Source organism: Microbulbifer sp. HZ11 (assembly GCF_000708675.1).
Taxonomy (GTDB): Bacteria; Pseudomonadota; Gammaproteobacteria; order Pseudomonadales; family Cellvibrionaceae; genus Microbulbifer.
Genome location: NZ_JELR01000002.1, coordinates 345,224 through 365,308, shown reverse-complemented (window position 1 = coordinate 365,308; position 20,085 = coordinate 345,224). Strand labels below are relative to the sequence as shown.

At 58.1% G+C, this 20,085-nt stretch carries 15 protein-coding genes; 11 read left to right on the top strand and 4 right to left on the bottom strand.

What is annotated here, in order from left to right; genetic code table 11:
• Positions 1 to 40 precede the first annotated feature (40 nt).
• From AU11_RS09405 to AU11_RS09395, 3 genes are all read right to left on the bottom strand, one after another.
• Entirely contained in the window at positions 41 to 2,944 is a 2,904-nt protein-coding gene (locus tag AU11_RS09405; protein WP_231491803.1) for a TonB-dependent receptor, read from the bottom strand.
• 126 nt (positions 2,945 to 3,070) lie between these two features.
• Positions 3,071 to 4,111 (bottom strand): FecR family protein, encoded by a 1,041-nt coding sequence (locus AU11_RS09400; protein ID WP_231491797.1) that lies wholly within the window; start codon positions 4,109 to 4,111, stop codon positions 3,071 to 3,073.
• A gap of 466 nt (positions 4,112 to 4,577) precedes the next feature.
• The gene (locus AU11_RS09395; RefSeq protein ID WP_043318946.1) at positions 4,578 to 5,108 is read right to left on the bottom strand and encodes an RNA polymerase sigma factor; all 531 of its coding nucleotides are present in this window, start codon (positions 5,106 to 5,108) and stop codon (positions 4,578 to 4,580) included.
• 319 nt (positions 5,109 to 5,427) lie between these two features.
• Between AU11_RS09395 and dnaX the strand changes: the two genes are divergently transcribed.
• From dnaX to AU11_RS09340, 10 genes are all read left to right on the top strand, one after another.
• Positions 5,428 to 7,578 carry a DNA polymerase III subunit gamma/tau gene (dnaX, locus tag AU11_RS09385; protein ID WP_043318942.1) on the top strand — a complete coding sequence of 717 codons (2,151 nt, stop codon included), beginning with the start codon at positions 5,428 to 5,430 and terminating at the stop codon, positions 7,576 to 7,578.
• A 118-nt stretch (positions 7,579 to 7,696) separates the two neighbouring features.
• Positions 7,697 to 8,044, top strand: a complete 348-nt coding sequence (locus tag AU11_RS09380) for a YbaB/EbfC family nucleoid-associated protein (protein ID WP_043320333.1) — start codon at positions 7,697 to 7,699, stop codon at positions 8,042 to 8,044.
• A gap of 87 nt (positions 8,045 to 8,131) precedes the next feature.
• On the top strand, positions 8,132 to 8,746 hold the full coding sequence (gene recR, locus AU11_RS09375; protein WP_043318940.1) for a recombination mediator RecR: 615 nt from the start codon (positions 8,132 to 8,134) through the stop codon (positions 8,744 to 8,746).
• A gap of 3 nt (positions 8,747 to 8,749) precedes the next feature.
• A complete protein-coding gene (gene rnd, locus AU11_RS09370; RefSeq protein ID WP_081848043.1) occupies positions 8,750 to 9,892 on the top strand; it encodes a ribonuclease D in 1,143 nt (380 codons plus the stop codon).
• Entirely contained in the window at positions 9,889 to 10,182 is a 294-nt protein-coding gene (locus AU11_RS09365) for a YcgL domain-containing protein (RefSeq protein WP_043318936.1), read from the top strand. Before rnd ends, AU11_RS09365 begins: the two co-directional genes overlap by 4 nt.
• 24 nt (positions 10,183 to 10,206) lie before the next feature.
• Positions 10,207 to 10,665 (top strand): YcgN family cysteine cluster protein, encoded by a 459-nt coding sequence (locus tag AU11_RS09360; RefSeq protein WP_043318934.1) that lies wholly within the window; start codon positions 10,207 to 10,209, stop codon positions 10,663 to 10,665.
• Between the two features lie 27 nt (positions 10,666 to 10,692).
• The gene (locus AU11_RS09355) at positions 10,693 to 11,058 is read left to right on the top strand and encodes a hypothetical protein (protein ID WP_051687134.1); all 366 of its coding nucleotides are present in this window, start codon (positions 10,693 to 10,695) and stop codon (positions 11,056 to 11,058) included.
• A 221-nt stretch (positions 11,059 to 11,279) separates the two neighbouring features.
• Positions 11,280 to 11,975 (top strand): YEATS-associated helix-containing protein, encoded by a 696-nt coding sequence (locus AU11_RS09350; RefSeq protein ID WP_043318930.1) that lies wholly within the window; start codon positions 11,280 to 11,282, stop codon positions 11,973 to 11,975.
• A 152-nt stretch (positions 11,976 to 12,127) separates the two neighbouring features.
• Positions 12,128 to 12,973 carry a MoxR family ATPase gene (locus AU11_RS09345; protein ID WP_043320331.1) on the top strand — a complete coding sequence of 282 codons (846 nt, stop codon included), beginning with the start codon at positions 12,128 to 12,130 and terminating at the stop codon, positions 12,971 to 12,973.
• Between the two features lie 170 nt (positions 12,974 to 13,143).
• The gene (locus AU11_RS09340) at positions 13,144 to 14,325 is read left to right on the top strand and encodes a VWA domain-containing protein (RefSeq protein ID WP_043318927.1); all 1,182 of its coding nucleotides are present in this window, start codon (positions 13,144 to 13,146) and stop codon (positions 14,323 to 14,325) included.
• Positions 14,326 to 14,463: 138 nt separating this feature from the next.
• Here the strand turns inward: AU11_RS09340 and AU11_RS09335 are convergent, their stop codons facing one another.
• Positions 14,464 to 15,945: a peptide MFS transporter gene (locus tag AU11_RS09335; RefSeq protein ID WP_043318925.1), complete on the bottom strand. Its 1,482-nt coding sequence runs from the start codon at positions 15,943 to 15,945 to the stop codon at positions 14,464 to 14,466.
• Positions 15,946 to 16,119: 174 nt separating this feature from the next.
• Here AU11_RS09335 and hrpA point away from each other — a divergent pair, with 174 nt between their 5' ends.
• The gene (hrpA, locus tag AU11_RS09330) at positions 16,120 to 20,034 is read left to right on the top strand and encodes an ATP-dependent RNA helicase HrpA (protein WP_043318924.1); all 3,915 of its coding nucleotides are present in this window, start codon (positions 16,120 to 16,122) and stop codon (positions 20,032 to 20,034) included.
• The last annotated feature ends 51 nt before the right edge of the window (positions 20,035 to 20,085 follow it).

The following is a 20,085-nucleotide window of genomic DNA, read 5'->3' as shown; positions in this document are numbered from 1 at the left end:
GAAATTTCGCGGGGGGTGAAATGAATTGGCACCTGCTGCTTCACATGTTGAAACTGAACGTGGTGTACCAGTAGCGGCCGGTGAGTTCGTAGGTGCGTGCGTCGAAGTTGTCGTTGAAAGCCGACGCTGCAAATGGCGGAGCTTTATCCATCAGATTGTCGATACCGATTGCGAAACGAAACCCGGTGGGAACTGCGTACGCGAGCTGTACATCGTGCGTGGACCAGCTGGGAATATTGCGTGTTACGGTTGCGTCGTTCAGCGTAAAGCTTTCTTCCAGTTCACTGACAAAGTGGATGGTATATCCACTTTCCCAGCGTCCGCGCTGCCAGTACAAGCCGGCATTTGCCTTCCATTGCGGTAGCGAACCGGCACCACCGCTGGCAGAATCGGCAAAGGTGCCCGCAAGATCTTCTACCGGGCTGCCCGGGGCCAGCTGGTTCAGGTAGCGCGCCATATGGCTGCTGTTCATGGACCAGCGGATCAGTCCAAGCTCCTTCGACTGGTGTTGATAGCGCAGTGAGGCATCAATGCCACGCACTTCCCGGGCGCCGATGTTCAGGCGCGTCGCGACGACGCGGGTGATATCGCCACGTTCGTCTCTTTGCACCCGGTCCGCGAACACGCCGTTTATCGCGTTTTCATTGATCAGGTATTGTGGGCTGGTATCGATGACATCGTTCTGTCGAATATCGTACAAGTCCAGGCTGGCATGAAATCCGGTAAAGTCCCCGGGCGTCCAGACGATACCGAGGGAGCGGTTATCTGAGGTTTCCGGTTGCAGATCCGGGTTGCCACCGAATTCGGTGAGATACTGAATACGCGCCTGGTCGGCGCGCCCGCTGCAGCCGGGGAGGCTTGTCGCATTGCTATTGGTACAGGGATCGAACAGAAATTCCTGGCTTTGATAACCAGTCTGATTCATATCGACCAGCGTTGGTGCCTTGAAGCCGGTGGCGTAACTGGCGCGAACCAGAACCGTGGGTAGTGGGCGCCAGCGCAGCGCGAGTTTCGGATTGGCGGTATTACCGAAATCGCTGTAATCGGAATAGCGAATGGCGCCATCCAGCCAAAGATGTTCCGCTTTCAGAGGCAGGGATATTTCCGCAAAGGCTTCACCGATCAGGCGGTTTCCCTGTGCGGAGCCTGAGGCAACACCGCCAATCAATGAAAATCCATTGGCGTCGGTCGAGGTAAAGTCGATGGCTTCTCTTCGCACTTCGACACCGGCCGCGGCGAGAATATCACCGGCGGCGTTTTGCCCCAGTGGACCATCGGCGATATAGGTGAGCGAGGTCATGCGGCTGGCCCCATCAACACGATTGGCACTGCGAATATAGTCGAGCTGAGCCTGATCGATACTGCCGCTTTGCCCGAGCAAATCAATGGGGGTGCAGCCCGCGCTTTCCGTGCAGACATCCGGACCCTTGAGGCCAAGGGAGAGGTGGTTCGGGTCAATCAGGTTGGAGAGTGTCTCCCGCGCACGAGTGTAATGGGTGGCCGCTGTCAGCTCCCATTGCCAGTCGTCCATCAAGCCTTTGAAGCCCGTATTCAGCCGGTATGTGTCGGTGCCGTTGTATTGAACCCGTGGGCCTAATTCCAGCACCCGCTTGCGCACATCAGTGATATCTTCGCCAAACGGGTTGTAGATATTGTCACTGGTAATGGTCAGATCGCCGTTATCAAAACGGGTAAACACCGGGGTTGGTGCAAGGGTGGACTCGGAGCGGGTGCGCACGGTCATCAACTCGGCAAACCCTTGGGTGTCCGCACTCAATCGCTGGTTGAGTGCCAGGTAAAGAGATTGTCGCTCCGACGGTACCCGGGCGGATGTATGTTCACGGAAGTTATACAGGTCTTCCGGGGTCCAAGGGCCATAGCCGTCTTCGGTGTTGGTTACCACTTCGTCAGCGAGGGCAATAAAGCCCTGCGGGGAAGCGGACGAGCGCAGGTCGGTACCGCCAAGAGGGCGGTTATCTGCAGACGCGGACAGGTCGCGATCGCGGCTCAGGATTCCCCCCTGGCGATAGTCCGCCAGGCTGAGCATCAAATGCGTGTCCTCACTGCCGCCACCCCAGGTGACGCTGTAAGAGCTGGTGTCCTGGTCGCCACGCTCTGCCTGGCCGTAATAGGTGTTTACCGACAAACCGTCGAAGTCCCTGCGCAAAATAATGTTCACTACACCGGCAATGGCATCGGAACCGTACACCGCTGAGGCGCCGTCTTTGAGGACTTCGATGCGGTCCACAGCAGACAGGGGGATGGTGTTCAGGTCCGCAGCTTCTCCACCGAAGCCGTTGCTGACGATGCGTCGGCCATTGATCAGTACCAGGGTATTGCTTGCAGGGAGACCGCGCAGGGTGACGGTAGCCGTGCCATTACCCCCATTGGTGACCGAGGTGCTGGTCGAGTTACCAGAGACTGCAGGCAGGAACTTGAGCAGCTCCGATATGGTCTGGGCGCCGGTAATCTCCAGCTCCGGCTGCGCAAGTACATCAATGGGGGCGTAGCTGTCGAGCTTCAGGTGGCGCAGGTGGCTACCGGTCAGGCTGCGCCCGGTCACAATGACCTCATCTTCCAGTAGTTGTGTTTTGTCTATGGTGTCCTGCTCGACGCTCGGTTCCTTCGCCACAATGGCCACCGCATTGGTTCCGGTGTGGGTGAAGGTGAGGTCTGATCTCTCCAGCAGTTGGTTTAACGCAGGAGTGATACTGCCATCTGGGGTTTCCAGGTGCAGTTGGGGAATCTGAGTGGACGAGGCGCTATCGGCCTGAACCACGAGGGAAATTCGGCATTGGCGCCCGAGGGTAATCAACGCGCGGGCAAGGCTGCCTGCGGGAACTTGTACTCCGGTTTTCGGGCAGGCGGCAAGACTACTCTGAGCGAGTAGCATCAGCCCTGTCAGAGACAGTGTTGCCCAATGCCGATTGTTCAATGCTCTCATCCCGCCCTTTTCCGGCACGATCAGCAACCGGAAAGCACAGCCTTTATTTCATTTGTGTTGTGGTCTGGGCAACCGGTCAGCTTTTGGCTAAAAAAAGTACGGTTTCCCCCGGGCGAGAGTTATATCTTAGTTACGCTTGGGTGACAAGAGAGTCAGGTTGGGGTCGCTTTGGTCCTGGCTCAGGTCGAGGGCCGCAGCGATGGCAGCAAGGGTACTCTCCGGGTCTGTCAGCTCAAACGTACCGGACAGTGTCTGATCCCCAACGTTGGGCGCGGCAGCGGCGGGAACCTTGAGATAGCGGTTGAGCTCTTCAAGCACCTCGTCCAGCGGAGTATGGTCGAAGACCAATTGGCCGCGAGTCCAGTCCAGTGCTTCATCTGCCGAAGTGCGCGCCACTTCGGAGAGCCCACTGTTGGATACGCTGACTTTCTGGTTGCGGGTAAGCTTCACGCTTTCTGGCTGTAGCCCACTGGCAGTGCGGGCTTCGCTTACCGCCACGGTGCCGCCGGTGACAGAAACCCGGGTATTGTCAGGGTTGCGCTCGACATTGAACTGAGTGCCCAGCACCCGAATGTTGGCCTCGCCCGCGGCTACGGTAAACGGGCGGGAAGTCTGACGGGCCACATCAAAGTAAGCCTCACCACGCAGCAGTTGGGTGCGGCGTTCGTCGCGACTGAAGTTGACGATGAGTTCGGAATTCGTGTTCAGCTGTACCTGAGAGCCATCTGCGAGGGACACAGTGCGGGTTTCGCCCACTGCGGTGGCGTAAATCTGCTGCTGTACCGGTGCTTTCTGCAGCCACTCATTGCCCACCCAAAGGGCAACGGCCAGGCAGGCGGCAACGGCACTGCCACCCATCAACCATTGGGGCAGGTTCCATCCAGTGCTGGCAGCCGCGGTGTCTGCTGGACCTGCGGCGGTGTTAGATGCTGGCTGAGAGGTTGCACGGTGGCTGCTGCTGGGGACGCTTTCCGGGTATAGGTCGTCCAGTGGCATGTGCGAGAGGGCGCCAAGATCGCCCCACAGCTCGGTCATCTCGTCAAACGCCTCACGGTTGGCGGCTGACCCGGACATCCAGGCGGCGAAAGCGCGGCGTTCAGCATCGCTGATCGCGTCGGAACGCAGGCGCGCGATCCAGGCGCACGCCTGATCGAGCCTGTCATCCATTGGTACTTCTTGTACTTCCTGAGGATTCACCGCACTAACACCTTGTTATCCGATAATCTATCGAGCTGCCTGTCAGAGTTGTCTATTGAGTAAATGGTGAATCTCTAGAACCATTTACGCCCGCTCGCACCAATATGGTGCTCCCTTGGGGCGTTCAAATCAACGCTTCTGTTCGTCCTGCGCAATTTATGCAATAAAAGTTCGCAAAATTTAGCACATTATCTATGTGGTTTCCGTTGTTTTTTGTACGGATGCTGCCACTCACAATTAAGACGATCGACTGGCCTCCCCCCTCAATTCTTTTTCAGGTTTTTTGCTGCACTGCGGTGCATCTCGATCCTGCAGTGCGCCAAGCTTGTTCAAAGGGGGTTCTCGAGGCAACAGAAGTGCGCCTAGCCGTGAGGTTTCTGCGGCGAGCGGCGCTGTGTGAGGGGAGCGCTCCGGCTCCGCAAAGGAAGGTGGCGCGTTACGCGGGGGTTCCGACTTTCTGGCGGCACACTTTGAGTGCCTGCAGGATGTATTTTTCAACGCTGCTCACGGAGATGTTCATCTCGTGGGCGATTTCAGCGTAGGAAAGGCCGCGGCTGCGGTGTAGCAGGAACGCCTGGCGACATTTCAGCGGCAGGCTGTCCATGGCCTGGTGAATGGCCTGCAACTGCTGGCGGGCAGCGAGGACACGCTCCGGGGATTGGTGGTAGCCGTGATCGTCATCGCCAGGGGTGGCTCCTTCCGGAGGCAGTTGCTGGCTTACGTACTCAATGTGCAGTTTGCCGCGGCGCAGCTGGTCTACCGCCAGGTTGTTGGCGATCTGGAACAGGTAAGCCCTAGGGTTCTCGAGATCTTTCTCGTCGCTGAGTTTTTGCAGGCGCAGATAGGCATGCTGGGCAATATCCTCCGCATCTTCGGTGCTGCGCACGATGCGTGTAATAAATCGCACCAGTGCCTGGCCATGATCGGCAAACAGCTTCTCCAGAAGTGACTTCCGGGCTCTACTCATTGGTTGGTGGGATCCCCGTACTGCGCTCGTTGTGTTTGTTATAAGGCGGGCATCGCCAGTTATAACACAGCTGCACAGCAATCGACGAGTGGTCGTTTTGACACGATAAGATGACTGAACCTGTCAAGTTGCTTTCAAACATCGTGCCTGATTACGCTGAGAGGCCAATTTTCATGACCGCTGGCGGATCTCTACTCCTCAGCGGTGATGCCGGTATAATGGCCGACTTTGCAAGTTTTGCGGCGGGCCAGAGGCGTCTGGCCCGTAACCAACTATCACATCGTGGCACCTTCATGGCAGTTGCCACTGCGGAGAACGAATGAGTTATCAAGTACTGGCGCGAAAGTGGCGGCCGCGGCTGTTTCGGGAAATGGTCGGGCAGGAGCACGTGCTCCAGGCACTGATCAACGCCCTGGACAACAACCGTTTGCACCACGCCTACCTGTTTGCCGGTACTCGTGGGGTGGGTAAAACCACCATAGCGCGAATTCTCGCCAAGTGCCTGAATTGTGAGACCGGGGTTAGCTCGGAACCCTGTGGGCAGTGTTCGGTGTGTACGGAAATCGCCGATGGCCGCTTTGTGGACCTGATCGAGGTGGATGCCGCCTCGCGCACCAAGGTGGAAGACACGCGAGAACTGTTGGAGAACGTGCAGTACGCGCCTACCCGTGGCCGCTACAAGGTCTACCTGATCGATGAAGTGCACATGCTTTCCAACAGCTCGTTCAATGCACTGCTGAAGACCCTGGAAGAGCCACCTCCCCACGTCAAATTCCTGCTCGCCACCACTGATCCGCAGAAGCTGCCCGTTACCGTGCTGTCTCGCTGCCTGCAGTTCAACCTCAAAAACATGAGCCCGGAGCGGGTGGTAGAGCATCTGCGCTTTGTGCTTGAAAAAGAGCTGGTGCCATTTGAGGAGCAGGCCCTGTGGCACCTTGGCCGCGCCGCCGATGGCAGTATGCGGGATGCCATGAGCCTCACCGATCAGGCCATTGCCTTTGGCGGCGGCAAGATCAGCGAGGCGGAAGTGCGTGCCATGCTGGGGACTCTGGACAGCACCCTGGTGTGGAAGCTGGTACAGGCGCTGGCGGATGAAAATCCATCAGCATTGTTCGACGCCGTGGGAGAGCTATCCGAGCAGGCGCCGGATTACGGCGCAGCACTGGCGGAGTTGGCGTCCATTCTGCACCGCATTGCCATCGCCCAGGTATTGCCCGAGTCTATCGACAATGCTCTTGGTGATGCCGAGTTGCTTCGGCATCACGCGGCGTCCATGGCCGGAGAAAACGTCCAGCTGTTCTACCAGATGGCCCTGCTTGCACGTCGGGACCTGCCGCTGGCGCCGGATCCCCGCGGTGGTTTTGAAATGGCGCTGCTGCGCATGCTCGCATTCAAACCCCAGGGAGTTGCGCATATTCCCACGGCACCACTGGCCGGTGCGTCTGCGCAATCTGCCGAGGCCGAGGCGAGTGAGGTGGCGCAGTCGCCCGTGGAGGCGCCGCAAGCCCCGGTTTCTCCCCAGTTTCAGGATACGCGCTCGCAGCCGCAGCATTCACAGCCGCAAACGGTAGAGTCGCCACAGCAAGATTCCGCGCCGCCCTCCGAGCCCCGGCCCGAGCCACAAGTGCAGCCTGCACCTCCGGCGGACGAGGCGCCGCCTTGGGACGAAGAGCCTTCATCAATTCCGCAATCCCGGGAGGTGGCAGCGGAAGAGGAAAAAAAGCCCGCCGCTGAAAATGCCCCCGAGCCACATTCAGCTGGCCCGGCGGCAGAGGCCGTTGCCCAGGCGCAGTCGGAATCAATGCCGCGACGGGGGCCGGTAAGCGAGTTGGAATCTTGGCCTGGGTCGCAGTCTCAGCCAGAGCCTCCGTCTCAAATGCAGCCCCAGCCACAGGCCGCGATGCAGGCAGAGGCCGTCTCGGAGCCTGCGCCAGCCAGCGCCGGGGATGATCGTGCGGCGATGCGCGAGCAGCTGCGCCAGCAGGTCGCCGAGGTGCAATCGGCACCGCCGCCGCCTTCTGCCGATGCCGTGCCGCAACCGGCCCCGGCTTCGCAGGCGCAAGCTCCGGTCGCGCGGCTGGAGGCCCTGACTCCGGGTAGTTGGCCTGCCATGTACCCACAAATGGGGGTGACCGGTATCCTGCATTCCATTGCCTCCAACCTGGAGCTACTGGGGCGGCAGGACAATATACTGTCTTTTACCCTGGATCAGACCCGCAGCAGTCTGTACGACGACGGCCATCAGCGCCGCCTTGCAGATGTACTGGGGGACTTCTTTGGTCAGCCGGTCACGGTTCAGATCCAGGTAGGGGAAGTGTACGGCGGAACGCCCGCGCAGCTGGTGGCGGCTACCCGCGAAGCGCAGCTGTTGTCGGCCCGGGACTCTCTTAACAAGGACCCGGTCGTGCAGGAATTACAGCGAGAGCTGGGCGCCCAGCTGATGCCAGACTCCGTTGAATATCTGGGTTGAGCCGGATTGGGATTGATCCAGGTTCGGGTTGACCCGGTTCGGGATGCCTTACCCTCGGGGTTTATCGGATTGATGAATCGAAATACAGAAGTAATGAGATAGCTAGGTAATTGCCATGATGAAAGGTTTCGGCGATTTAATGCAGCAGGCCCAGAAGATGCAGGCCGACATGCAGGAGCGCATGGAAAAAGTGCAGCAGGAATTGACCGACCTGCGGGTTACCGGTGAATCTGGAGCAGGTATGATCAAGGTCACCATGAATGGCCGCCACGACGTGGTGGATGTGAATATCGATGCAGGCCTGCTCAGTGAAGACAAGGAAATGCTGGAGGACCTTCTTGCTGCGGCAGTGAACGATACCGTGCGCCGGGTGGAAGAGGCTGCGCAAAAGGTACAGAAAGAGCAGATGGGTAACCTCGGTGCAGGCATGAATCTGCCGGAAGGTTTTAAATTTCCCTTCGGCTGATTAATGTCGTTCGATAGGCCGGATGTACTCGTCCCTGACAATTTTTCGGGGCCCTGCGTGGGCCCTTTTTATATTTGAACGCAAACTATGTTCAGTCCCCTGATTGAAGACCTGATCCGCGCGCTGCGCTGTCTGCCCGGTGTGGGCCCCAAGTCGGCCCAGCGCATGGCCATGTACCTGCTGGAAAAAGACCGCGACGCCGCCGGCCTGCTCGCCAGTTCATTGCAGCAGGCGGTGGAAAAGGTGGGTCGATGCACACGCTGTCGAACACTGACTGAGCAGGATGTCTGTGCCCTGTGCAATAACAGCCGGCGTGACCACACCATGCTGTGTGTGGTGGAGACTCCCGCAGATGTGCTTGCCATCGAGCAGGCGGGCAACTACCACGGTCTGTATTTTGTATTGCACGGTCACCTGTCTCCCATTGATGGCGTGGGACCGGCGGATATCGGGCTGGACCTGTTAGGTGAGCGCCTATCTGAGAACGGTGAGGAGCATGGTGGTGCGGCTATTCGCGAGCTGATCATCGCTACCAACCCCACCGTGGAAGGGGAGGCCACTGCACAGTTTATTGCCGAGCGCGCCCGCGCCAAGGGTGTGGCAGTAAGCCGCATTGCCCATGGTGTCCCCATCGGTGGGGAACTGGAATACATTGATGGCGGCACCCTGGCGCACGCGTTTAACAGTCGTACGGTGCTGTAAAAGGTGGGATCTATTAATACTTCTGAAAAACAACTTGTGGATACCACGCCCATCTGGGTGGATGGTGACGCGCAACTCGCCGAGCTGTGCAGCCGCTGGCGTACGCAGAGTGCAGTGGCACTGGATACGGAGTTTATGCGCAGCCGCACTTTCTATCCTCAGCCGGCCCTGGTGCAGATTGGAGATGGCAAGCACTGTTACCTGATCGATAACCTCGCGATTGATAATCTGGAGCCGCTCAAGGAGTTGCTACAGGACACCCGCGTGGTGAAAATCATGCACTCCTGTAGTGAGGATCTGGAAACCCTGGATCGATTGCTCGGCGCTATTCCGGACCCCATCTTCGATACCCAGATCGCCGCCGCTATTTCTGGTATGGGAGCCGGGTTGGGTTATGCCGCTACGGTCAGCCAGTTGCTGCAGATCGACCTGCCTAAAAGTGAAACACGCTCCGATTGGCTACAGCGCCCATTAAGTGATTCGCAGAAAAATTACGCGGCTCTGGATGTGGCCTGGTTGCCATTCGTTTATGGCATTCTGCTCAAGCAGCTGCGCCAGCAGGGTCGCCTCGACTGGCTGTGGGAAGACTGTACGGCGATGGTGGAAGCGGCACGTCAGCCTGAGCCGCCGGAACAGTATTATCTCAAGATCAAAGGTGCCTGGCGCCTGCGCCAGAACCAGCTCGCAGTTTTGCAGGACCTGTGCGCCTGGCGGGAACAGGAGGCACGAGCTCGGAATATGCCTCGCAACCACCTGCTGAAGGAAAATGTGTGCTTGGCGCTTGCGCAGAATATGCCCAAGTATCTGGCCACTCTCGCGCAGCCCGGTCTCGAAGGCAAAACCCTGCGCCGTTACGGCGAAACCCTGTTGGAGATTATCGCCCGCGCAGCCGAGCGCGATACCCCTCCGGCGCGCCTGCCGCAGCCGTTGAACCGCGAGCAGGGCGAGGTGCTCAAGCTGCTGCGTAAAAAGGTCAGCGAACTTGCGGAAGCGGCGGGGCTGCCAGCGGAAATTCTGGTACGCAAAAAAGAGCTGGAAGTTCTGGTGCAGGCTCCGCAGCCACAATTGGAAGGGCGCCTGACCGGATGGCGTCGCGCTGTCGTAGGCGAGCCGCTTTTGCAGGAATTAGAAGAACTGAAACGATGAGCAAACTGATCTGTGACATTTACCGCAGCCCGCGGCAAGATGAAATGTACCTGTATGTCGCCAAGCAGGATGGTCTGGCGCGGGTGCCAGAGAAACTGCAGGAAATGTTCGGCAAGCCGGTGCATGTCACCACGTTGCTGGTAACCCCGGAGCGCAAGCTGGCGCGCGCGGATGTGGATAAGGTCATCAACGCGCTGCAGGATCAAGGCTATTATCTGCAGATGCCACCGGTGGTGGATGATGAGATGCGGGCAATCGCTACGCAAAACAGCAAGCTGTCTCGTGGTTAATCGGTATTCCTGTGGTTAGATCCTATGGTTAGCCAGCGGCCTTTCTGGCAGAGAAAATCCTTGCAGGAGATGACCACGCAAGAATGGGAGTCCCTGTGCGACGGTTGCGGACGCTGTTGTCTGCATCGGCTGGAAGATGAAGACTCCGGAGAAATCGCGACCACCTGTGTATCCTGCAAACTGCTGGATACCCACAGCTGCCAGTGCCGGGACTATTCCAATCGCAAACAGCATGTGCCGGACTGTATCCAGCTGACACCGCAGGGCGCGGCAGATTTCACCTGGCTTCCGGCAACCTGCGCATACCGGATTCTCGCCAGCGGCGGTCAGTTACCCGAGTGGCATCCACTGATAAGCGGTGATCCTGAGTCGGTACACAGGGCAGGTATATCGGTACGCGATAGTGTCATCAGCGAAACGGAAGTGCGCGCCGAAGACTATGAAGAATATATTGTTATCTGGTCTGGCGATGAGCCGGGCTGAAATAGAAAGAGATTAAAGAGCATTCAAATGGCAGAAGAGTTCAAGCTCGCCTGGGCGATATACGTTGCGGGTGTTGTAGTGTTGCTGGCGGCCGGCTGGTGGTTTATGCGCAACTGGGGTTGGTCCTGGGTGCGCAACCTTTTGCTGCTGGTCGGTGCCACGGTACTGTTGGTTCCCGCGCGCGGCACCGAAGCTGATGGCCCGCTGGTGCCCGTTTTACCTCTGTTTGTCTATCAGACCCTGTTCGAGGAAGACGGGGCCACCCCGGAGGTGTCCGCCAGCCTGGTGTTCGCTGCGGCTGGCGCTCTTGCCGTGATGCTGATTGTCGGTATCGTCATGCTCATGATGCGCCGGCGCAAGGATCGCCCTATGACTGAGAGTGACCAGTACTGACCGTTCATATCTCGTCCTCCCGTGCCAGATAGCCGCTCAGGCGGTTACTGGCGCCATTCACTACTTTCCTCCCGTCTCGCTTCAGCCGTCCGCGCCGCAAACTGCTATATCTAATTAAGCCCGTCGCAATACAGCTGTTCGCACCAGCTGTGCGCAAATGATCAACAAACACAATAAGTGCCTGTCGTGGCGTTTGCTGTGCATGGAATGAAGGGACAGGGATGCTCGATCACCTGCTGATTTTGACTGCGGTCATGCTGGTCTCCGGTATTCTCGGGGGCCTGGTCAACTACTACCAGATGCTGTTTACCGAAGAAGATCCGGCGGGTCTGGCACGCTGCCTGATTATGGGGTTGTGTGGCGCCCTGATGGTACCCATCTTTCTCAAGTTCACCCAGAGTGATCTGCTGATCGAGATTCAGGGGGATCCCTCGCGACTGCTCATCTTCACCGGCTATTGTCTGCTCGCGGCGATTGCATCGCGTATGTTCGTGTTTAACGCTGCTCGCCGCCAGTTGCGTGATGCCAGCATTGCCCGCGCCCGGGTAGAGAATCTGGAGCAGGAAATCCGTGCGATGCAGCTGGAGATGATGCCGTTGCTGGAGCATGAGATTGAGGGAGATCCAGACCAGGGGCCGACACTCGACTTCAACCAGATCCGCAAGCTGGATGACAATGCTCTGCACGTGCTGAGTCTGCTGAACAATGGGGACTGTGTGTTCCGCTCACTGGCGGGGATGGTGCAGGAAGGCAGTATGGAGACCAACTCTGTGGCCCGCGCACTGAACAGCCTGTTGGTGCTGGAAATGGTGGGTAAAATCCACAGCCATCTGGGTATCCGCTGGTATATCACTGACAAAGGTCGCCAGGTAGTGCGCCGCCGCCGGTCGCAGCCCGCACAGTCGATCCCTGACTGATTTCCCATTTCAGGTCGCGCCGGTGGCTGTTTGACGGAGGTCGGGCACCACGCGGCCGCAGCCGTCATCCAATCTGACCGATTCCGCCTTTGGCCACCACCCGGCCATCCTTTACCATGTTCGTCTGCGATATTACGGCATTCGGAGCATTCATGAAGTTCACCGGTACTGACAGTTACGTAGCCACAGACGACCTGCAAATGGCAGTGGATGCCGCTGTTACCCTGCAGCGCCCGCTGCTGATCAAAGGTGAGCCGGGCACCGGCAAGACCCTGCTGGCGGAAGAGGTGGCGAGCAGTCTGGGGCTGAAACTGATCCAGTGGCATATCAAGTCCACTACCAAGGCCCAGCAGGGGCTGTATGAATACGATGCGGTATCGCGCCTGCGAGACTCTCAGCTGGGGGTGGACCGGGTGCACGATATCGGCAATTACATCAAGAAAGGCAAGTTGTGGGAGGCCTTTGCGGCCGATGAGCGGGTGGTGCTGCTGATTGATGAAATAGATAAGGCGGATATCGAATTCCCCAATGACCTGCTGGTGGAAATCGATCGTATGCAGTTTTACGTGTACGAGACCGGTGAGACGATCACCGCCAAACACCGTCCCATTGTGATTATCACTTCGAACAACGAGAAAGAATTGCCGGATGCGTTTTTGCGCCGCTGTTTTTTCCACTACATCAGTTTCCCGGACCGCGCGACCATGCAGAAGATCGTGGATGTGCATTACCCGGATATCAAGCAGCAGCTGGTGGCCGAGGCGATGGATGTGTTCTTCCAGATCCGCGAGGTCCCGGGGCTGAAGAAAAAGCCTTCCACATCGGAGCTGATCGATTGGCTGAAGCTGTTGATGGCGGACGATATCTCCGAGGACGTACTGAAAAACCGCGATGGGTCTTCGGCGATTCCGCCCCTCTACGGTGCGCTGCTGAAGAACGAGCAGGATGTGCATATGCTTGAGCGCCTTGCCTTTATGGCTCGTCGAGAAGGGCGCTGATTAGAACTGATTGAGGTGGCGGCGGTGCTGGCGGGTGGAGGTTTGCGAAACACGCCGTGAACCCATCCATGGGGGCTCTTCCACGAGGTCCCTCTCGCGGAAGGTTTCGCAAACCTCCACCCGCCAGCACCACCTTCGCCCGAAACAATTCACTTCGTCGTGCGATTATTATGCTGATCGGATTTTTCCTAAACCTTCGCCGCTACCAGCTCCCGGTATCCATTACCGAACTCCTCTCGTTGCTGGAAGCCCTGCAACAACGCCTGGTTTACGCCAATCTGGACGAGTTCTATTTCCTCGCCCGCACCTGTCTGGTGAAAGACGAAAAGCACTTCGACAAATTCGACCGCGCCTTCGCCGCCTACTTCAAAGACCTGGAAACCCTCGACGATATTCTGGAGCAGATGATTCCGGAAGATTGGCTGCGTGCGGAGTTTATGAAGCAGCTGAGCGAGGAAGAGAAGGCAAAGATCGAGTCCATGGGTGGACTGGAAAAGATGCTGGAGGAGTTTAAAAAGCGTCTCGAGGAACAGAAGAAAAAGCACAGTGGCGGCAATAAATGGATCGGTACCGGTGGCACCAGTCCGTTTGGCAACAGCGGCTATCACCCGGGTGGTATTCGTGTCGGCGGCCAGAGCCGCAATAAGTCTGCCTCCAAAGTCTGGGAGAAACGCCAGTACCGCAATCTCGATGACAGCATCAGTCTCGGCACCCGCAATATCCAGGTCGCTCTGCGCAAACTGCGCAAGTTCGCCCGCACCGGTGCCGCCGAAGAGCTGGACCTGAACGACACCATCCGCTCCACCGCCCGCAATGCCGGATTGCTAGATATCAAGATGGTGCCTGAGCGGCACAACGCGGTAAAAGTACTGATCTTTTTTGACGTGGGTGGCTCCATGGATCCATACGTCAAACAGTGTGAAGAACTTTTTTCCGCGTGCCGCAGCGAGTTCAAGCATCTGGAATATTTCTATTTCCACAACTTCATCTACGAACACGTGTGGAAAGACAACCACCGCCGCTACTCCGAAGCAACACCCCTCGTTGAAGTGCTGCGCACCTACGGCAAAGACTACAAGGTAATCTTCGTCGGCGACGCCGCCATGGCTCCCTACGAAATCACCAGCCGCTTTGGCAGTGTCGAACACATGAACGAAGAACCCGGCGCGGCCTGGATGCAGCGGGTCACCAATACCTACGAAAAACTTGTCTGGCTAAACCCTTCCTCCGAAGAGTACTGGCAATATACCGCCAGCACCGGAATGACCCAGAAACTGGTCAATGGGCATATGTACCCCATGACCATCGAAGGGCTGGATAGGGCGATTGCCTACTTGGTGAAGGGGCGTTGAATTCCGGAACCCGGTATTAAATTGACTCCCGTCATGCCGGACTTGATCCGGCATCCAGTACTACGTAGCGCTGGATTCCGATACCGGATCAAGTCCGGCACAGGCTCTTCGCGCCGGAATGACGGTAGGGCTTAAAAATTATTCCCCAAATTTTTTCTGAGGCGCCACATCGTGATCCGCGGTGATGCCAATCTCTTCTTTGGTAGTGTCTTTCACCACTGTGTGTTCTTCCTCCGCACCATGCATCCAGTCCACCAGCTTGTCGCGAATAAAGAACAGAATCAGCCCGGCAATAATCGCCGCCGCTGCCACACCACCAAAGGTCGCCAGTGGCCCTGATTCGCCTACCAACTTACCGATCTCTGCCGCACCCTTGTTGGCGATACCAATAAACGCAAACCACAAGCCCATCATCACGCTCAAATAACGTAAGGGCGCAAGCTTGGTCACCATCGACAGCCCGATGGGCGACAGGCACAGCTCACCAATGGTGTGGAAAATATACGCCACCACAAGCCACCAGGGGCTCGCCTTGGCCGTCTCCGAGTCGCCAATCTGTATCGCCGCGCCCACCATAGACAGGAAACCCAGGCCCAGGAAAATTAGACCCAGACTGAATTTTGCCGGCGACGTCGGCTCCCGCGAACCGAGCCCAACCCAGATACTCGCCACAATAGGCGCAAGTATGATGATGAACAGCGGGTTCACCATCTGCAGCCAACTGGCAGGAATCTCAAAGCCAAAAATGTGCAGATCCGTGTTGTACTTGGCAAACAGGTTCATCGACCCCGCCGCCTGTTCAAAACCGGCCCAGAAGATCACCGTAAACAGGCCGAGGATCAGGATCACCTTGATACGGTCGCGCTCCTCCGGCGTCAGTGGGCGCTTTTTCTCCTCACCACTGAGATTCGGCTTCAGGCCCAGCTTCGCCGATGGCTGGTTACCGATCTCCCCCAGCAGTTTGTCAGATTGGGTCGCCTGCAGAATCAGACCCAGCAACATACCCAGGCCCGCCACCACAAACGCCAGCTGGTAATCCACCTTCTCGCCGATCCAGCCGATCACCAGGTAGCCGAGGATCGAACCCAGGTTGATCCCCATATAGAAAATGGTGAAGGCGGTGTCCCGGCGCTTGTCGCCCTCATCGTAGAGGTCCCCCACCATGGTGGAGATATTCGGTTTGAAGAAGCCGTTACCGATAATCATCAATGCCAGGCCAATCCACAGGCCGTAGATCTGCGTACCATCGGGCAGCCATTTGTGGGGGAAGCCCAGGGCAAACTGACCCAGCATCATCAGCGCACCACCGAACATGATACAGCGCCGCTGGCCCCACACGTTGTCCGCCATCCAGCCACCGAGGATCGGTGTCAGGTACACCAGCATGGCGTAGGTGCCGAGATAGCTCAGTGCCTTGGATTGCAACTCGGTGTCAGACAGTGTTTCCCAGCCAAAGGCTGCAGCGGCTGCGGCGGAGGTCAGATAGAACACAAAGATGCCACGCATGCCGTAGTAGCTGAGGCGCTCCCACATTTCGGTGCCGAACAGCAGGAACAAACCTTTCGGGTGTCCCATCATCTCCCCCGCAGAGGCGGGAGGTCTTGGCTTGAGGTCTTGCATGGAGACTCCTGGAAAAGCACAGGGCGCGAGGTTGCAATAGGCGCCAATGCCCTGAGTATAGACGGGGCGCACCGGAGGCAAGTTTAGGGACAGGTCTTGCCGGTCCACAGCGGGTATAATTCCCGGCCTCGAACAGCGAGCCCGAACCTCCAGTCACTCAAATAAAGCGGTTTCATGAGTCCCGAATCTCCTAGCAGCGCCGATCCCAAAGCCACTCTCCAGCAGTGTGAGCAGTTACTCCCCCAATGTATGGGGCGGGATCGCCAATCTCTGAGGCGCAGCCTCAGTAACGCGCGTCGGCGGTTGAAAGAGGGCAAGCCGGCGGATCGAATACTTGGGCAGGTTCAGGAGCGGGTCGCGAAATCCGTGGCCCTGGCAGAGGCTCGCCGCCAGAAACTGCCGAAGGTTGAGTGGCCGGAAGGGCTGCCGGTGGTGGCGCGACGGGAGGAGATCGCCGAACTGATCGCGGCAAATCAGGTTGTGGTGGTGGCCGGTGAGACCGGCTCCGGCAAAACCACCCAGCTGCCGAAAATCTGCCTGGAGCTGGGGCGCGGTGTCTTCGGCCAGATCGGTCATACCCAGCCGCGACGGATTGCCGCACGCACCGTGGCCAACCGCATTGCCGAGGAACTGGGCCAGTCCCTGGGTGACTCGGTGGGATACCAGGTGCGTTTTACCGACCAGAGCACCGAGCACACCCATATCAAGCTGATGACCGACGGTATTCTGCTGGCGGAAATCCAGCGGGACCCGCTGCTCAATAGCTACGACACGCTGATTATCGACGAGGCCCACGAGCGCAGCCTCAATATCGATTTCCTGCTGGGCTACCTGAAAACCCTACTGCCCAAGCGCCCGGATCTGAAACTGATCATCACCTCAGCCACCATCGACCTGGAGAAATTTTCCAAACATTTCGACAGCGCGCCGATCATCGAAGTCTCCGGCCGCACCTATCCTGTGGATATCCATTACCGCCCGCCGGCAGACAGCGATGCCGATCTCAATGAACAGATCATCGCCGCGGTGGAAGAACTGCTGCACGAGGAAAAATCCTCGCCCCGTCGCGGCGGTGACATTCTGGTATTTATGAGTGGCGAACGGGAAATCCGTGAGTGCGCGAAAGCGCTGCGGGATGCCCAGTTACCGCACATCGACGTACTTCCCCTGTACGCGCGCCTGAGTCTCGCGGAACAGAGTAAAGTGTTCGCGCCGCACAAGGGGCGGCGTATTGTGCTGGCAACCAACGTGGCGGAAACCTCGATAACCGTGCCGGGTATCCGTTATGTGATCGACCCCGGCACCGCGCGGATCAGCCGCTATAGCTACCGCAGCAAAATCCAGCGGCTGCCGGTGGAGGCCATTTCCCAGGCCAGTGCCAACCAGCGCGCGGGCCGCTGTGGCCGGGTCAGCGCGGGGGTGTGTATCCGCCTCTACGAAGAATCGGATTTTATTCAGCGCCCGGAATTTACCGATGCGGAAATCCTGCGTACCAATCTTGCCGCGGTGATTCTGCAGATGCTGCAGCTGCGCATCGGCGATATCCGTGACTTCCCCTTTGTCGACCCACCGGACCAGCGTCTGATCAACGACGGCTACAGTCTGCTGCAGGAACTGAAAGCCGTAGATAGCAAGGGGCATGTCACCAAGACCGGCCACGCTCTGTCGCGCCTTCCGCTGGACCCACGTCTCGGCCGCATGTTGTTGGAATCCGGACAAACCAAAAGCCTGCGCGAGCTGCTGATTATCGTCAGCGCGTTGGCAGTGCAGGACCCGCGCGAACGGCCGGCGGAAAAACGTCAGGCGTCGGATGAGAAGCACAAGCAGTGGCAGCACGAGCAGTCGGATTTCCTCACTCTGGTGAACCTGTGGGATGGCTTTGAAGCCCAGCGCCAGGAGCTGAGCCAGAACCAGCTGCGCAAGTGGTGCCAGAAAAACTTTCTGTCCTGGCTCCGCCTGAGAGAGTGGCGAGACATTCACCACCAGCTGCGCGTCGCGATTCGCGATCTGGATCTGAAAATGAACCCGGAACCTGCGGATTACGCCAGTGTGCACAAGGCGATATTACCTGGGCTTCTTGGCAATATCGGTGTGCGCGATGAAAACAAGGAGTTCCTTGGCTGTCGCAACCGCCGCTTCCATGTATTTCCCGGTTCCGGCCAGTTCAAGAAGCCACCGCGCTGGTTGGTGGCCGCACAGTTGCTGGAAACCAGCCGCCTGTTTGCCCACACCGTAGGCAAGATTGAGCCGGACTGGGTGCTGGGGTGTTCCGAGCACCTGGTGAAGCGCAATTACTTTGAACCCCACTACAATCCGCGCTCCGGCGCAGTGATGGCGTTTGAAAAGGTCACCCTGTATGGCCTGGTTCTGGTGGACAAGCAGCGCATCCACTTCGGAAAGCTGGACCCGACCACTGCACGGGAAGTGTTTATCCGCGAGGCATTGGTAGAGCAGCGCTACCGCGGTAAGGGGAAGTTTTTCCAGCACTACAAAAACCTGCTGGAGGAACTGGAAGACCTGGAAGCGAAATCCCGTCGCCGGGATATTGTAGTGGACGATGAGGTGGTGTACCGCTTCTTCGATGAGCGGATTCCCGAGGATATTGTCAACCTGGCGGGCTTTGAAAAGTGGCGCAAGCAGGCGGAGCAGAAAGACCCCAGGCTGCTGTTTATACCCCGTGACTGGATGATGCAGCAGGACGCAGGCCACGTGGGCGAAGCCCAGTTCCCGGATTCCCTCACCAGTGGCGGCATCGAATATCCGCTCAGCTATCACTTTGAGCCGGGCAGTGCGGAAGACGGTGTCAGTATCCAGGTGCCGGTCGGCGCCCTGCACCAGGTGCCCGCCGCGCGCCTGCAGTGGGTAGTGCCGGGTATCTTGCGGGACAAGTGCATCGCACTGGTGAAGAACCTGCCCAAGCAGTATCGCAAATACTTTGTGCCGGTACCTGCAGCTGTGGATAAAGCGCTACCGCGTATGCAACCGGACAATACCCCCCTGTGGCAGGCGCTGGCTCACGAGTTGAAACGCCAGACCGCCCAGGAACTACCAGAAGATGCGTGGCTGTCGGCAGAGCAGGGGGTGGAAGATTTCTACCGCTTCAATATCCAGGTGCTGGATGAAAATGGCCGCTTGCTGGATCAGGGGCGGGAGCTGGATGTGCTGCAGGCCCGCTATCGCGACCGCGTTCAGCAGGAACTGGCCAGTGCCGGCGATGACTTCGAGCGAGAAGGGATTATCCAGTGGGATTTCGGCCACCTGCCGCAAACCCACCAGCTGGAGCAGGGCGGCCTCAAGGTGCGCGCCTATCCGGCGCTGATCGCCAACAAAGACAGCGTCGACCTCAAACTGCTGGATAACCCGGACGAAGCGGCCAGCTATACCCGCGCTGGAATCTGCCGCCTGGCACTATTGCACTTGTCTGAGCCCGTAAAATATCTGCGCAAGGAGCTACTGAAAGGCAAGGAGCTGGGGTTAAGTGCTGTGGATCTCGGCCGTCGCGAAGAGGTCGCAGACGATATTCTGATGGCCGCGGTGCGCGAGTGTTTCTGGCGTGACGAAAACTGGCCGTGCAGCGAGCACGATTTTCTTGCGGCGCTGGAAAACCGTGAGCAATTGATCGCCGTCGCCCAGGAAATGGGCGAGCTGCTGGTCAAGGCATTGGCGCAACTGGTACCACTGCGTAAAAAAATCAAACAGCAGAAAAACCTCGCTGTGGCCATGGCGGTGGGCGATATCAATCAGCAGATCAACGGTCTTTTTTATCGCGGTTTTTTATTTCACACCCCGCTGGATTGGCTGCGTCAGTACGGGCGCTATTTGAAAGGTATTGAACTCCGCTTGGAGAAGGCTGCGCTGGACCCCAACCGCGACCGCAAACTCAGCGCAGAATTTCTGGAGGCGTTTGAGCCCTATCAGGACTACGCCAGCGCGCGGGATCCCCTGTTGCTGTCCGGAAACGCAGACCTGCGGCACTACCGCTGGCTGCTGGAGGAATTTCGCGTCTCACTATTTGCGCAGACCCTCAAGACATTGATGCCGGTATCCATCAAGCGACTGCGTAAAATCTGGTCTGAGATTTCGAAGTAGCGGCGGTACGCGACGTACCGCACACTTCTGACAGCGCTGTTCCAAAAAATG

Excerpts from the sequence above, each read along its gene's own strand:
- AU11_RS09405 (WP_231491803.1), bottom strand. The coding sequence starts at position 2,944 with ATGAGAGCATTGAACAATCGGCATTGGGCAACACTGTCTCTGACAGGG.
- AU11_RS09400 (WP_231491797.1), bottom strand. The coding sequence starts at position 4,111 with ATGGATGACAGGCTCGATCAGGCGTGCGCCTGGATCGCGCGCCTGCGT.
- AU11_RS09395 (WP_043318946.1), bottom strand. The coding sequence starts at position 5,108 with ATGAGTAGAGCCCGGAAGTCACTTCTGGAGAAGCTGTTTGCCGATCAT.
- dnaX (WP_043318942.1), top strand. The coding sequence starts at position 5,428 with ATGAGTTATCAAGTACTGGCGCGAAAGTGGCGGCCGCGGCTGTTTCGG.
- AU11_RS09380 (WP_043320333.1), top strand. The coding sequence starts at position 7,697 with ATGAAAGGTTTCGGCGATTTAATGCAGCAGGCCCAGAAGATGCAGGCC.
- recR (WP_043318940.1), top strand. The coding sequence starts at position 8,132 with ATGTTCAGTCCCCTGATTGAAGACCTGATCCGCGCGCTGCGCTGTCTG.
- AU11_RS09365 (WP_043318936.1), top strand. The coding sequence starts at position 9,889 with ATGAGCAAACTGATCTGTGACATTTACCGCAGCCCGCGGCAAGATGAA.
- AU11_RS09360 (WP_043318934.1), top strand. The coding sequence starts at position 10,207 with ATGGTTAGCCAGCGGCCTTTCTGGCAGAGAAAATCCTTGCAGGAGATG.
- AU11_RS09355 (WP_051687134.1), top strand. The coding sequence starts at position 10,693 with ATGGCAGAAGAGTTCAAGCTCGCCTGGGCGATATACGTTGCGGGTGTT.
- AU11_RS09350 (WP_043318930.1), top strand. The coding sequence starts at position 11,280 with ATGCTCGATCACCTGCTGATTTTGACTGCGGTCATGCTGGTCTCCGGT.
- AU11_RS09345 (WP_043320331.1), top strand. The coding sequence starts at position 12,128 with ATGAAGTTCACCGGTACTGACAGTTACGTAGCCACAGACGACCTGCAA.
- AU11_RS09340 (WP_043318927.1), top strand. The coding sequence starts at position 13,144 with ATGCTGATCGGATTTTTCCTAAACCTTCGCCGCTACCAGCTCCCGGTA.
- AU11_RS09335 (WP_043318925.1), bottom strand. The coding sequence starts at position 15,945 with ATGCAAGACCTCAAGCCAAGACCTCCCGCCTCTGCGGGGGAGATGATG.
- hrpA (WP_043318924.1), top strand. The coding sequence starts at position 16,120 with ATGAGTCCCGAATCTCCTAGCAGCGCCGATCCCAAAGCCACTCTCCAG.